This is a genomic window from Streptococcus marmotae (genome assembly GCF_001623565.1).
Lineage (GTDB): Bacteria > Bacillota > Bacilli > Lactobacillales > Streptococcaceae > Streptococcus > Streptococcus marmotae.
Genome location: NZ_CP015196.1, coordinates 1,414,242 through 1,428,097 on the forward strand (window position 1 = coordinate 1,414,242; position 13,856 = coordinate 1,428,097).

A 13,856-nucleotide genomic window follows, 5' to 3' on the forward strand; every position below is an offset into this window, starting at 1 on the left:
AGACATAGAGAGGATAATTTATTATGAAAGAATTAAAAAGAGATAGTCTATTTCTACTTTTGATAGCGTTTATCTATGCCGGTTTTCCTTTACTGATTCCGTATATCAGTAGTGATTCACTGGCTCAAAAATCACTTTTTGTAAACCATATAATGTTTTTTATTCCTGTCGTCGTTTTTCTGGCTGCTCTTGTCTATGGGATGATAGCTGGTTTTAAAGTTCGGTATGTACTTTTTGTATTTTTTCTCTTTCCTCTAACGATGCTTTTCTGGCAAGAATGGATTTTCCTTTATCAAGTGTTGTATAGTTTACTAGCTCTTTTGGGAAATGGACTTGGTTACTGGATGAGACGTTTGTACAAGTTGGGCTGAAAAAATCTGCAAAACACTTGAAATTTCGTCCAAAGATGCTATAATAGCAATCAGAGACAAGTCTGTTAGGATCTTTTTTCAAGAGAGTGCGTGGTTGCTGCAAACGCATAAAAAGCCTGATAAGATACTCCTCTCCTAGCTTTTATGAAAACATAAAACGGTTGCTACGATAGAGCTGATTCGAGGTGCTTGCCCTATTTCTATGAGGTAAATAGTTGGTCAGCACGAATGAAGGTGGAACCACGTTACGACGTCCTTTTCGGGATGTCGTTTTTTATGTGAAAAGGCGATGACTACTGCTCTATGAAAATCACTTGCTTCACAACTGAAAATTGTGATAGGTCACCCAGATGAAAGGCGATGATTTTTAAGGAGTTTAAGAAAGGAAGTTGCGATGAATTCTACAGTTACAGCTGATAAGCTCAAGTGGACGAGGGAGCCTGCTGCCTACAGTCTATCAGATGAGGAAATCACGATAACGACTCTGCCGCATACGGATCTTTGGCAGCGAACCTATTACCATTTCCGTAATGACAATGCCCCAGTGCTACAAATGGAGACAGACGAGGAATTTTTCTCTTTTGTCGTAAAGACGCAGTTTGATAGCAAGCATCGGTTTGATCAATGTGGTGTTGTGGTTTATCTAGATAGTGAAAATTGGCTCAAAGCCTCGATTGAGTATGAAAATGAGACCATTCAGCATTTGGGGAGTGTCGTGACCAATCAAGGCTATTCGGACTGGGCCACGACAGAGATTGCAGCAGATGTAAGAGAGATGTGGTATCGTCTGAGTCGCAGAGGTCAGGATTTCCGTCTTGAATGTTCGACAGATGGCCAGCATTTCCAGCAGATGCGGATTTGTCACTTGCATGAAGCGAAAGAAACCATTTCTTTTGGTATCTATGCTTGCAGTCCAGAAGATTCATCTTTCACCGCTCGCTTTACCAACCTATCCCTAGGAGAATGCATGTGGCTGGCTCATGATGGTCAGGCACCTGATGACTTCGTTTAAATTGATACTAGAAAATAAGGAGAAAAACATGATAAAGATTACATTTCCAGATGGCGCTGTGCGCGAATTTGAGTCTGGTGTTACAACCTTTGAGATTGCACAATCAATTAGCAATTCTCTAGCTAAAAAGGCACTTGCTGGTAAATTCAATGGCAAATTGATTGATACCACTCGTGCGATTGTTGAAGATGGTTCACTTGAAATCGTCACTCCAGACCACGCGGATGCGCTTGACATCTTGCGTCACTCAGCAGCTCATTTATTTGCCCAAGCAGCCCGTCGCCTTTTCCCAGACATTCATTTGGGAGTTGGTCCTGCGATTCAAGACGGTTTCTACTATGACACAGACAATGAGGCTGGACAGATTTCAAACGAAGATTTGGCTGCCATTGAAGAAGAGATGAAGAAAATCGTCAAGGAGAATTTCCCAAGCATTCGTGAGGAAGTGTCAAAGGATCAAGCGCGTGAGATTTTCAAACACGATCCGTACAAATTGGAGTTGATTGAGGAGCATTCGGAGGACGAGGGTGGTTTGACCATTTACCGTCAAGGAGAATATGTAGATCTTTGCCGTGGTCCTCATGTGCCGTCAACTGGTCGTATTCAAGTCTTCCAATTGCTCAACGTAGCAGGTGCTTACTGGCGTGGAAATAGTGATAATGCCATGATGCAACGGGTCTATGGTACAGCTTGGTTTGACAAAAACGATTTGAAGAAATACATCCAAATGCGGGAAGAAGCCAAAGAACGTGATCACAGAAAACTTGGTAAAGAGCTTGATTTGTTCATGATTAGTCAGGAAGTAGGACAAGGTTTGCCTTTCTGGTTGCCAAATGGAGCGACAATCCGCCGTACCTTGGAGCGCTATATTACGGATAAGGAGTTGGCTTCTGGCTACCAACATGTTTACACTCCACCACTTGCTTCCGTTGAATTGTACAAAACATCTGGTCACTGGGATCATTATTCAGAGGATATGTTCCCAACCATGGACATGGGAGACGGTGAGGAATTCGTCCTTCGTCCAATGAACTGTCCACACCATATTCAAGTCTATAAAAATCATGTGCGTTCCTACCGCGAATTGCCAGTTCGTATTGCTGAGCTTGGGATGATGCACCGCTATGAAAAATCAGGTGCCCTTTCAGGGTTGCAACGGGTCCGTGAAATGACCTTGAATGACGGACATATCTTTGTCGCGCCAGAGCAGATTCAAGAAGAATTTAAACGGGCGCTTCAATTGATTATTGATGTGTATGCAGATTTCAACTTGACAGATTACCGATTCCGTCTGTCTTATCGTGATCCAGAAGATACACATAAATATTACGATAATGATGAAATGTGGGAAAATGCTCAATCCATGTTAAAAGCAGCCATGGATGACATGGAATTGGATTATTTTGAAGCAGAAGGAGAAGCTGCTTTCTACGGTCCAAAATTGGATATTCAAGTGAAAACAGCTCTTGGAAATGAAGAAACCTTATCGACGATTCAGCTGGATTTCTTGCTTCCAGAACGTTTTAATTTAAGCTATATTGGAGCAGACGGAGAAGAACATCGCCCAGTTATGATTCACCGTGGAGTTATCTCTACTATGGAGCGTTTCACTGCTATCTTGATTGAAACCTATAAAGGTGCCTTCCCAACTTGGCTTGCCCCAACTCAGGTCACCTTGATTCCTGTTTCTAATGAAAAACATGTGGACTACGCTTGGGAAGTCGCTAAAGAATTGCAAAATCATGGTGTACGTGCCGTTGTTGATGAGCGAAATGAAAAAATGCAGTACAAGATTCGCCAAAGTCAAACTGGTAAAATTCCATACCAATTGATTGTCGGAGATAAGGAAATGGAAGACCGTGCAGTTAACGTTCGTCGCTATGGACACAAGGAAACGCAGACAGTGAGTCTTGCAGACTTCAAAGAGCAAATCTTAGCAGATATTGCAAACTACTCCCGCGCCCCAAAAGATGCCTAGGTAGCGGAGCAACAATCGAACTTTCGAATCAATCGATTTTGTTGTGATACCCCACACAGTTGATGAAATCTTCAGCTATGTCTGAAATTCTGTTAGCATAGACAAAACAATAGGGGCTGAGAAAACTCAGTTCCTATTATTTTATAGCTCGTCATTTTTGGATACCCAATCGCTACTCAATGAAGTATAGTGAATTGAATAAAGGTTAGGACATCGTTCAGTCGCTTTGATGAACGCCAGTTCTATCTACAGCTCCTTGCTTTGTCCTATTCCTTTCTCAATCTACTATAACTCTATGAATAGTTTTTAGAATTGGAAAGGAGGAAATCATGTGGCAAATCTTATCGAAACGCAAGTGGGAATTTAGCCAGATAGGGCTGGAAGAACGCTACCGTATAGCAGGGCAATTTTTAGCTTTAAAGGCTCAAGGCTGGTCAGACCAAGTCCTGACTAAGCTAGTAGCCTCAAAATGGGATCTGGCAGACAGTCGGATTGGCTCAGCTTTGTTTCGTGAGCTGTGGCAGTTGGAAAAAAATTATTTGCCTCCTAGACAGCTCTTGGAGATTGTCATTGCTATCGTGGGAATGCCAGATGATGTGTCAGGAGAATTGGCTGAAAATCAAGCCCTAGTCGCTCGTTTTCATCCGAATCTTGCTCCTCATGATCCTTTTTGGTGGGACTTGTCCCATGTTGTTGATCAAACCTTTCCAGGAACGAGTATGGCAGAAAAAGACTTACTGGCAAGGAAAGTCCATCAACTGCGTTATGTTATCTCTAGTCAGCAGGCCGAGTATATCCGCCAGTATGTGAAAAAAGTGGGAGAAACAGATAGCCGTGCTCTTGCACGTTATCTGCGAAAAATCTATCCTTGGTGGTCTTGGAAGAAGGATTATACAATCGGAACGTCTGCTCGCTTGCATAACAAGCTCAAGTTTGAAAATGGTGAAAAGCGGTATCCGTCAGGCTATTCGTCCTTTAATATCAAGATTTTGATTCATTTTCATACGGAATTTATCCTTGACAGTAGAGGTAACTTTCTCAATGAAATGGATGCTCAGAAAGTAGATGAAATCGGGATTGTCAATGGGGCTAGTTTTAACTATGGTAAGGCTGGTAAACGCCACTGGGACTTGGATGTTGATACGGTTGGCCCTCATGATCCCGTTTTTCGAAATCAAGCTACCAAAGGCTTTCGAGCGCCCAATCGTAGCGGTAAATGTGAAGCTGATTATGACCGTAGCTATTTTAACCCGCAAGGATTGTATGCGGAAAATGCCCTATCCAACTATCAACAGACCAAGTTGGTTGTAAGAGAGTTTAAACGCATGATGAGGGGAGATTGAGACCAGAAAAAGATGGGACGATGCTGAAGAGCCTGGTAAGATGGATTCGATAACAACGCAACAACCGCCGAAGAAATTCTTCAGCGGTTGTTGCGTTGTATAAAGTATAGAAAATAAATTAGTGAGTGAAATCAAGTACCATCCGACCTTGAATCGTTCCTTCAGTCATTTCGTCAAAGATAGCAGGAGCGTCTTCGACTGGACGAGTTTGAACGACTGGGACAACGAGTCCTTCCGCCCCAAATTGGAAGGCTTCTTCGAGGTCTTTGCGAGTTCCGACAAGAGAGCCAACGACTTGAATGCCGTCAAGGACAGTCTTGACGATGCTGAGGTCCATCATTTCAGATGGAAGACCAACAGCTACGACACGGCCGCCAGCACGGACACTATCGATAGCTTGGTTAAAGGCAACTTTTGAGACAGCTGTTACAACAGCGGAGTGAGCACCGCCTGTTTTTTCTTGAATCAGACCAGCCACATCTTCTACCTCACGTCCGTTGATGACGATGTCGGCTCCGACCTGTTTCGCTAATTCTAATTTATCATTATTGATATCAATGGCGATAACATGGGCGTTGAAGACTTTCTTCGCATATTGAACAGCCAAGTTTCCAAGTCCACCTGCTCCAAAGAGAGCAATCCATTGACCTGGAGCGAGTTGAGCTTCTTTGATGGCTTTGTAAGTCGTTACGCCGGCACAAGTGATAGAGCTTGCTTGGGCTGGGTCGAGGTTTTCAGGAACTTTGACCGCATAGTCAGCAGTGACGATACATTGTTCAGCCATTCCTCCGTCAACAGAGTAACCAGCATTTTTCACCGTACGGCAAAGTGTTTCGCGACCTGTATTACAGTATTCGCAAGCACCACAACCTTCGAAGAACCAGGCTACACTAACACGATCGCCGACTTTCAAGCTTTTCACATCTGGAGCGATTTCTTTGACGATCCCAATTCCTTCATGTCCGAGGATACGACCAGGCACTTGCCCAAAGTCACCGTGAGCTACGTGAAGGTCTGTGTGGCAAACACCACAATATTCAATTTCAACGAGGGCTTCGCCAGCCTCTAGTGGACGCAGTTCTTTTTCGACAACTTCTACACCAGTAGATTCAGGATTTACAACAACAGCTTTCATAACGTTTCCTCCGATTTGTTTTGATATGTTCATTATATCACAAACTTTTCAAAAAGCAAGCGATTACAAAGGTTCTATTTTTTTATTACTTGACATGTAAAATAAAAGTGCTACAATATGACTGAAAAGCCGATTTAGCTCAGTTGGTAGAGCAACGCACTCGTAACGCGTAGGTCGTAGGTTCGAGCCCTATAATCGGCATCGTTTCTGATTCATTATGGAAATTATCGAATGGTACGATAGCGCTGAAAAATACCTCTTGGCAAAGGAAATGTTGGCGGATTTGCCGGAATGGTTTGGAATTTTAGAGAGGTGTGACAGTTGCTTTCGTGCTTCGACTGTGAGCAGGAAGTTCATAAAACTGGTTAAGAAATTAGTTCAAGATAATAATAAGAAAAAACAATACCGACAGATGAAGTCACTGAAAAAGTCAGAGTGATTGAAAATGAATCGAATCATCTCATACAAAAATGAAAAGCCGAATGATTGACACTTAGTCTCTTTTGAGAAAGTACCAATCATTCGGCTTTTATCGCATTATTTTTATCAAAAGACTGTTTCAGTAGACGCCAGACGCTCCAGACAGATTAGCCGATTTTCATCACAATCAGCTGCATTCTGTCTGTTTTTCCTGGCATCTGTCCTAATGGAGCAATTCTTTTTCAAGTGCCAGTGTATAGTTCTTATACAGTTGATGAGTTTCGGCGAATTTTCCTTCCTTGATGAGCGTGAGGCAAGGGAGAATCAAATCTTGGTAGATACTGTTGAGGAGCTCTGCCCTGCGGTCGGATTGTTGAATTATTTTGACAAGCTGAGGGGCGATTTGATAATAATGCTCAACATCTTTCTCGCCTTCTTCGAAGGTGAGAAGGTAGCGATCACGAAAATCTCGTAAGGCAGTTAGTTCCGCGCCTTCATCTGCCAATCCCATGTAATCTACGGTAGCAGTCGTCAAATAGCAGCCACCAGTTTCCCTAATCTCGTAGTAATCCACAGGATCTCCAAAGAATCCTGTCTTACTCTTGATATACTCTGTCGCTTCTCGCTTTGTATCAAAGGACATAATCACCTTGCCCTTGCGCAATACATCATAAGCAATCTATTATTCTCCTTTGGTGAAATAGCAAGGCCGTTGTAAACGATTCCAAAGAGAATGTCAAGGGGGAAAATAAGAAATAAAGGTTACTAATAGATTTTCCTTACATAACGGCCTATTATCCCCACTATTTCCCCTATTGGAGCGAAGAAAAAGGGTTAGTTTCTCTATTTTTTTGGTAAAATAAGAGTAGCAAACAATTATAGTTAGGAGGTGTGGATTTGGAAATTGATAATCGTTCTGTTCGCTTAGGTGATGAATTGAAAAAAGTTCTGCAGCCCAATAGTCGGGTGAAGATTGCAGCGGCAACTTTTTCCATGTTTGCTTATAAGGCTCTCAAAGAAGAGCTGGAGCAGATAGAAGAGTTGCAATTTATCTTTACCAATCCAACATTTGTCACGGACGGCAGCAAAAAGGAATTTCGTGAGTATGCGATTCCCAAGAAAAAACGGGAACATTCTGTCTTTGGTGCGGCCTATGAACTAAAGCTGATGAATGAGTTGACCCAGAAAGCTCTGGCACGTGAATGTGCAGACTGGGTGCGACGCAAGGTTCGGTTTAAGTCCATCAATGTTGACGAGGAAATCAACGATGGCCTTCGGATTGAGACAGAAAGGGAAACCTATGCTGTTGACCGCTTGAGAAACTTTGATATGAAAGAGTTGGGCTATGAAGCGTCTCGCTTTAAAATGACACGCAATCTCTACTCATCCCCGCAAAGTCAAGCCTACTTGCAGGAATTTGAAGAAAATTGGCAAGACGATGAGTATTTCCGTGATGTGACGGAGGAGATTTTGGACAATCTGAGTCTGGCCTATAAGGAGCAAACGCCTGAATTTCTCTACTATGTCATGCTCTACAATATCTTTAGTGAGTTTTTAGAAGATGTACAAGAAGACCACTTTCCAAATGAGGGGGTCAAATACCGTGAGAGCAAGGTCTGGAATCTGCTCTATGATTTCCAAAAAGATGCGGTTGTTTCCATTATTTCAAAATTAGAAAAGTACAATGGCTGTATTTTAGCGGACTCGGTGGGACTGGGGAAAACCTTTACTGCTCTAGCTGTCATGACCTACTATGCTTATCGTGGCAAGCGAATCTTGGTACTCTGTCCGAAAAAGCTGGAAAACAACTGGAATATGTACCGGCATGATTACAAGAACAATCCGATTTACGACCGCTATTTGCAGTATGATGTCCTTTATCATACGGATTTGAGCCGGGAGAAGGGACAGTCAAATGGGATCGATCTGGCCCTCAACCGTTGGGATACCTATGATTTAGTCGTCATTGATGAATCGCATAATTTCCGCAATGGTGGCAATGAGACGCAAGAAGATGGGCGGGAAAATCGCTACAACCGCTTGATGAATCGGATTATCAAAGAAGGGGTGCCGACCAAGGTTCTCATGCTATCCGCAACACCGGTGAATAATCGCTTCAATGATTTGAAAAATCAGATTGCCCTTGCTTATGAAGGCGATGTTGCAAAAATTGATGATAAGCTAGAGACCAAGTCTTCGATCAACGATATTTTCCGCTTGGCCCAGATGGAGTACAACAAATGGGCAGACTTACCAGCAGAAGAGCGGACAACCACGCGTCTCCTCGAGCGTTTGGATTTTGACTTTTTCAAGGTTTTAGATAGTGTCACCATCGCCAGAAGCCGCAAGCATATCCGAGAATTTTATGACAATCAGGCAATCGGTGATTTTCCAACTCGTCTCAAACCGAAAAACTACTATCCAAATCTGACAGTAGACGGGGAGAAGGTGACCTATAAAGAGATTTATGGCTTGCTGTCTCGTCTCAATCTTATGATTTATCAGCCGAGCTTTTACATCCATCCATCTAAGCTGGCCAAGTATGACCAGTCTGGCGGAAAAGGCTCCAATCTGACGCAAATCGGCCGTGAGCGTGGTATGCAAAAGCTGATGATGATCAATCTCTTGAAACGCTTGGAAAGTTCTGTCGAAGCCTTTCGCTATACGATGGTTGAGGTGGTCAAGGCCTACATTGACAAAACCTTGCAGGCGATTGAGCGGTTTGAGCAATCGGGTGCCCAAGGATTTATCGAGGAGTTCAATCCTGATGAGGCTGATTTTGACATGGAAGATAGCAATACGGACTACTTTGTCGGCAAGAAAATCCAAATCGCTCTTCAGGATATGGACTATCTAAGCTGGAAAGTGGAGCTGATGGAAGACGCTGCGATTCTTGCGGAAATGGAGCAGTTAATCCAGCAGATTTCCCCAGCAAATGATGCGAAACTCCAAGAGCTCTATAAGCTCATCGATGAGAAGATGGCACAGCCTATCAATGAGGGCAATCAAAAACTGATTATTTTCAGTGCCTTTGCGACGACCACCCACTATCTCTACCAGCATGTGAGTCGCTATGTGTCTAAAAAGTACGGCCTTCATACGGCTCAGATCTCAGGAGTGACAGGCTTTACGACGACTTTGCCGACCAAGCACAAGGATTTGAATTCCCTTTTGACCTATTTTTCACCCCGGTCCAAGTCCAAGGAACTTCTCTTTCCAGATGATGAGGGAGAAATTGACATTTTGATTGCGACCGATGTGATTTCAGAAGGGCAAAACTTACAGGATGCGGATATGCTGGTCAACTATGATATCCACTGGAATCCAGTCCGCATTATCCAGCGTTTTGGACGGATTGACCGGATTGGGAGCCGTAATACCTACATCCAGCTGGTCAACTTCTGGCCCAATATCGAGCTGGACGAGTATATCGATCTCAAATCGCGTGTGGAGACTCGGATGAAGATTTCTGTCTTGACCGCCACAGGAGATGACAATATCTTGTCAAGCGAGGAGCAGGATGAGACCAACTATCGGAAGAAACAGCTCGAACGCTTGAAAGAGGAAGTCGTGGACCTGGAAGACATGAGCGACGGGATTTCCATCATGGACTTGGGCTTTGAAGAGTACCGCATGGACATGCTGCGTTATCTAAAGGAACACCCAGACCTTGAGCGAGTGCCAAAGGGCTTGCAGACAGTGGTGAAAGCAAGTGACCAGCACCCAGAAGGGGTCATCTTTCTCTTGAAAAATGTCGCAGAGACCAAGGGACTCAGTCAGAAAAATCGTCTGCACCCTTACTATCTGGTCTACATGGCAGAGGCCGGTCAGGTGGTCATTCCTATCTCAGAAGTCAAAACGATGCTGGAAACCATGCGTGCCTTATGCAAGGGGAAAAAACAGCCAGATGATGACCTGGTCCAAGTCTTTAAGCAAGCTACCAATGATGGGCAGGAGATGTCGTCTTATTCGGACTTGCTCCAGCAAGCCATTGAGCAGCTGGTGGAAAGTGATGAGGCTTCCTTTATCGACTCTCTCTTTAGTGCTAGTCAGCTGGACTTTGGTAAGGGAATCGAGGGGATGGATGATTTTGAACTCATCTGTTTCTTTGTCGTCATTAAGGGAGGCGACCAATGATTACGCTACCCGAACGAACAAGACTGCCCCAGGAGCAGGTAGTCTATGAGCCCCACAAGCGGGGCAATAGTGCCTTTTTTGACCACTTAGAGCTATCGCCCAAGGACAGGCAGGAGCTCCGCAGGCAAATCGGAAAGCTCAGCATCACCCATCTCATCGATACAAAAACGACCAATATCCCGAGAGGGCAGCTGGTAGAGCAGCTGGTCGTCATACGAGTGAGCCTCTTGAGTACTCAGCTGGACAAGGACTTGCTGAAGCAGCTCGATATGCGTTTGAAATTCTATCCCCTCTTTGTCCTTGCCTATCCAGATGGACGAGAGGAGCTACTCATCCACTACAAGGAGGCACTGAGCCGTGAGGTGGACGGTCGCTACTTTCGGATAGAGAGGACCTTTACCAGTCAGGAGGAGTTGGAAGTCCGGTTTGAGGGGAGAAGTCTCGATGAGGTCTATGCTTGTCTTGTCAAGGATATTGGGCAAGAACAGCTGGTCGCAAAGAAGAGCCAAAACCTCAAGGAAGTCATCGAAAAAAGCAATCAGCTAGCAAAGCTGGAAAAACAAGCGAGTAGCTTAGATAAGAAAATGCGTCAAGAAAAATCGACCAAGAAGGCCATGGAACTACGAAAGGCCTACAAAAACCTACTACTACAAATCAAGGAAATCAAAGGAGAATAAAAGAATGAACGAAAACATGCTAAAAAATAGTCGGGGGGGGGTAACCTTTCTAAACTAAACTTAGAAAGTCCAAACCTCACCTCCCAGTATATCGACAAAATCGGTCAACTTTTTCCTGAAGTTCTGACAGAAAGTCGTGACGAAAACGGTCGCTTGCAGCAGGCGATCAACTTTGACAAGCTCAAAGACCTACTCTCGCACCAAATCACCGAAGGCCGAGAGACCTATGAGTTTACTTGGGTCGGCAAGCGTACTGCCATGGCAGAGGCCGCCAAACCCACAAGCAAGACATTAAGACCAGATCTTGATGAAAGTGTTGACTTTGAAAAGAGCAGCAATGTCTTTATCACTGGGGACAATCTGGAAGTCCTGAAAATCCTACAGGAATCCTACCTTGGGAAGATCGATATGATCTACATCGATCCACCCTACAATACCGGCAAGGACTTTGTCTATTCGGATAAATTCCAAAAGACACAAGAAGAACTAGATGACGACATGGGTCTACGCGATGAAGAAGGGCGACAAGTCGTCGGTCTGACCAAGAATGAAAAAAGCTCAGCCCGCTACCACTCGGACTGGCTCAATATGATGTACCCACGCCTCCGCCTTGCCCGCAACCTCCTAAAAGATAGCGGCGTTATCTTTATCTCGATTGATGACAACGAACAAGCCAACCTAAAAGCCCTCTGCGATGAAATCTTTGGGGAGGAGAATTTTGTAGCGAATTTAGCTCGTAAAGTAATGGAGGGAGGGAAGTCAGATTCTAAAGGTATAGCTATAGAACATGAATATTGTTTGGTATATTTAAAAAAGCATGGTAGAGAGTTAAATAAAAAAACTAGTGAGAGACTATCCCATTATAATAAAAAAGATGATTTTTTTAATGAAAGAGGGTATTACTATCTAAAGCCTTTAGAAAATGGTGGTTTAGGTTATGTTAAGTCATTAGACTACCCTATACAAGGTCCAGATGGACAAGATATATATCCTGGAGGAGTTTATGGAGATAATGGCTATCGTTGGGTGTGGGGAAGAGCGAAATTCTTAAATGCTTTAGAGTTAGGAATGATTGAGTTTGTGAAATCACAGAAAGATTCCTCGAAATATAAGGTATATTATAAAATTTATGAAAAAGTTGACACAAATGGAAATAAATCTGAACGAACTTTACCCTACTCATCTCTTTATCTAGATGGTTTTACTAATAGACAGGCTGTAAATGAAATAAAAAAATTATTCAATAATAAAAGATATTTTGATTATCCTAAGCCATCAAATTTTATTAAAGAAGCTATAAAAATGTCTGCTGATGTTAATTCTCTCGTCCTCGACTTCTTTGCTGGTTCGGCAACAACGGCAGATGCTGTCATGCAGTTAAATGCTGAGGACGGTGGCAATCGTAAGTATATCCTTTGTACACTGGATGAAGCAGTTGCCGATAAGTCGCCCGCTAAAGAAGCTGGTTTTGAGACTATTGACCAGATTTCACGGGAGCGGATCCGCCGTGCGGCCGCCAAAATCCGTGACGAACAGCCCGATAAGGCAGCTGAGCTAGACCTAGGCTTTAAGGCCTATCGCTTAGATAGCTCCAACTTCAAAGATGTGACGCACAAGCCAGGGGAAACCAGGCAGCAAAACCTCTTTGATGAAGTTTCAAACATCAAGGAAGGTCGGAGTGATTTGGATATTCTCCTGCAAGTCATGCTAAGCTGGGGGTTGGAGTTGTCTGACACCATTGAAAAGAGAGTGATAGAAGGAGTCACGGTCTATGATGTGGCTGAAGGCGGACTACTCGCGACCTTCTCTGACCATGTACCAGACGGCGTTATTCGTGTTATGGCACAGGAAAAACCACTCCGTGCCATTTTCCGCGACAGCTCCTTTAAGACCAGTGCTGAGAAAATCAACCTCACCGAAATCTTCAAAGAACTCTCACCAAGCACCAAAGTAAAGGTGGTGTAGGGGGATGGTCATGGATTGTAAAATTTTATCTTCTTTCTTATCACAATTATCAGTAAGTGATTGGACTCAGTTGGGAGGAGTTGTTTTAGATTTTGTTGGGATTCTTGTTGCAATTTTTTCGTTAAAGAAGGTCTATAAAGATAATTTAAAGCAAAATTTGTTTACGAGAAAGCTTGAACTCTATGTAGAAATAACGGGATGTATTGAAAATTGCTTAAGAGACCACGATAAAATCGGGAAATGGTCTGATGAAGCTATGCCCAATATCAAAAAATTAAAAGCCAAATCGTATTTTGTCGTGGGTAAAGACTTTTATCAACTATTTTCCGAGTTTGTAGATATAATGAGTTTTCAAAATAGACATTTTTCAAAGGATTTTGCCGTTTATTTGGAAACTTTAAAAAGAAGTATGAGATGGGAAACAGATCATTTTTCTGACATTTCAAGGAAAGATATAGATAAAATTAGGAAAGAAGAGAGCGAAAAACACTCTAATCCTGACTTTGAAAATCAGACAAGACAAATGGAGAAAGATACTAAAAAACAGTATGAGGAAGAAGGGTTAAAACCAAGTACTATTGATGAACTTGATATTCGACCAACTTTAAGATCGGATGAACTTGAGAAGCTAGCGAAACGGTATAAAAAAGAGTTTGACAAGTAAAAGTATACTCCCCCCTCTCCCAAATCCCCAGCGGCAGCGGCAAGGACACTTTCTGGCTTCCCTGACCGCAAGGCTCGTCAGCAAGCACACTTTCTGGCTAGCCTAGGAGCTAGGGAGAGAGGAAAAGAGATAAACCGACAAAGCTCAGAAGAAA

10 protein-coding genes and 1 tRNA gene are annotated in these 13,856 nt (G+C 43.3%); 9 read left to right on the plus strand and 2 right to left on the minus strand.

Going from position 1 to position 13,856, the window contains the following annotated elements; genetic code table 11:
• The first annotated feature begins 23 nt into the window (after positions 1–23).
• From A4H00_RS07140 to A4H00_RS07155, 4 genes are all read left to right on the plus strand, one after another.
• Complete coding sequence (locus A4H00_RS07140; RefSeq protein ID WP_067088602.1) at positions 24–371, plus strand: hypothetical protein; 348 nt, start codon at positions 24–26, stop codon at positions 369–371.
• A gap of 394 nt (positions 372–765) precedes the next feature.
• Positions 766–1,383 carry a DUF1349 domain-containing protein gene (locus tag A4H00_RS07145; protein WP_067088610.1) on the plus strand — a complete coding sequence of 206 codons (618 nt, stop codon included), beginning with the start codon at positions 766–768 and terminating at the stop codon, positions 1,381–1,383.
• A 28-nt stretch (positions 1,384–1,411) separates the two neighbouring features.
• Positions 1,412–3,361: a threonine--tRNA ligase gene (thrS, locus tag A4H00_RS07150; protein WP_067088612.1), complete on the plus strand. Its 1,950-nt coding sequence runs from the start codon at positions 1,412–1,414 to the stop codon at positions 3,359–3,361.
• A 329-nt stretch (positions 3,362–3,690) separates the two neighbouring features.
• Positions 3,691–4,704 (plus strand): DUF3114 domain-containing protein, encoded by a 1,014-nt coding sequence (locus tag A4H00_RS07155; RefSeq protein WP_067088619.1) that lies wholly within the window; start codon positions 3,691–3,693, stop codon positions 4,702–4,704.
• 118 nt (positions 4,705–4,822) lie between these two features.
• Here A4H00_RS07155 and adhP read toward each other — a convergent pair whose 3' ends face one another.
• Positions 4,823–5,839 carry an alcohol dehydrogenase AdhP gene (gene adhP / locus A4H00_RS07160; RefSeq protein WP_067088622.1) on the minus strand — a complete coding sequence of 339 codons (1,017 nt, stop codon included), beginning with the start codon at positions 5,837–5,839 and terminating at the stop codon, positions 4,823–4,825.
• Between the two features lie 128 nt (positions 5,840–5,967).
• Between adhP and A4H00_RS07165 the strand changes: the two genes are divergently transcribed.
• Positions 5,968–6,040 (plus strand) — tRNA-Thr (locus A4H00_RS07165).
• A gap of 442 nt (positions 6,041–6,482) precedes the next feature.
• Here A4H00_RS07165 and A4H00_RS07175 read toward each other — a convergent pair.
• A complete protein-coding gene (locus A4H00_RS07175) occupies positions 6,483–6,902 on the minus strand; it encodes a CFI-box-CTERM domain-containing protein (protein WP_157770992.1) in 420 nt (139 codons plus the stop codon).
• A gap of 248 nt (positions 6,903–7,150) precedes the next feature.
• On the opposite strand from A4H00_RS07175, the gene A4H00_RS07180 reads away from it, so the two are divergent.
• The 4 genes from A4H00_RS07180 to A4H00_RS07195 all read left to right on the plus strand — a co-directional run bounded on the left by A4H00_RS07180 (position 7,151) and on the right by A4H00_RS07195 (position 13,702).
• A complete protein-coding gene (locus A4H00_RS07180; RefSeq protein ID WP_418080444.1) occupies positions 7,151–10,396 on the plus strand; it encodes a helicase-related protein in 3,246 nt (1,081 codons plus the stop codon).
• Positions 10,393–11,073: a DUF4391 domain-containing protein gene (locus A4H00_RS07185; protein ID WP_067088634.1), complete on the plus strand. Its 681-nt coding sequence runs from the start codon at positions 10,393–10,395 to the stop codon at positions 11,071–11,073. Before A4H00_RS07180 ends, A4H00_RS07185 begins: the two co-directional genes overlap by 4 nt.
• A 153-nt stretch (positions 11,074–11,226) precedes the next feature.
• The gene (locus A4H00_RS07190) at positions 11,227–13,038 is read left to right on the plus strand and encodes a site-specific DNA-methyltransferase (protein WP_335339454.1); all 1,812 of its coding nucleotides are present in this window, start codon (positions 11,227–11,229) and stop codon (positions 13,036–13,038) included.
• A 10-nt stretch (positions 13,039–13,048) separates the two neighbouring features.
• Positions 13,049–13,702, plus strand: coding sequence for a hypothetical protein (locus tag A4H00_RS07195; RefSeq protein WP_067088637.1), 654 nt, complete (start codon positions 13,049–13,051; stop codon positions 13,700–13,702).
• Positions 13,703–13,856: the final 154 nt, after the last annotated feature.

Excerpts from the sequence above, each read along its gene's own strand:
- A4H00_RS07140 (WP_067088602.1), top strand. The coding sequence starts at position 24 with ATGAAAGAATTAAAAAGAGATAGTCTATTTCTACTTTTGATAGCGTTT.
- A4H00_RS07145 (WP_067088610.1), top strand. The coding sequence starts at position 766 with ATGAATTCTACAGTTACAGCTGATAAGCTCAAGTGGACGAGGGAGCCT.
- thrS (WP_067088612.1), top strand. The coding sequence starts at position 1,412 with ATGATAAAGATTACATTTCCAGATGGCGCTGTGCGCGAATTTGAGTCT.
- A4H00_RS07155 (WP_067088619.1), top strand. The coding sequence starts at position 3,691 with ATGTGGCAAATCTTATCGAAACGCAAGTGGGAATTTAGCCAGATAGGG.
- adhP (WP_067088622.1), bottom strand. The coding sequence starts at position 5,839 with ATGAAAGCTGTTGTTGTAAATCCTGAATCTACTGGTGTAGAAGTTGTC.
- A4H00_RS07175 (WP_157770992.1), bottom strand. The coding sequence starts at position 6,902 with ATGTCCTTTGATACAAAGCGAGAAGCGACAGAGTATATCAAGAGTAAG.
- A4H00_RS07185 (WP_067088634.1), top strand. The coding sequence starts at position 10,393 with ATGATTACGCTACCCGAACGAACAAGACTGCCCCAGGAGCAGGTAGTC.
- A4H00_RS07195 (WP_067088637.1), top strand. The coding sequence starts at position 13,049 with ATGGATTGTAAAATTTTATCTTCTTTCTTATCACAATTATCAGTAAGT.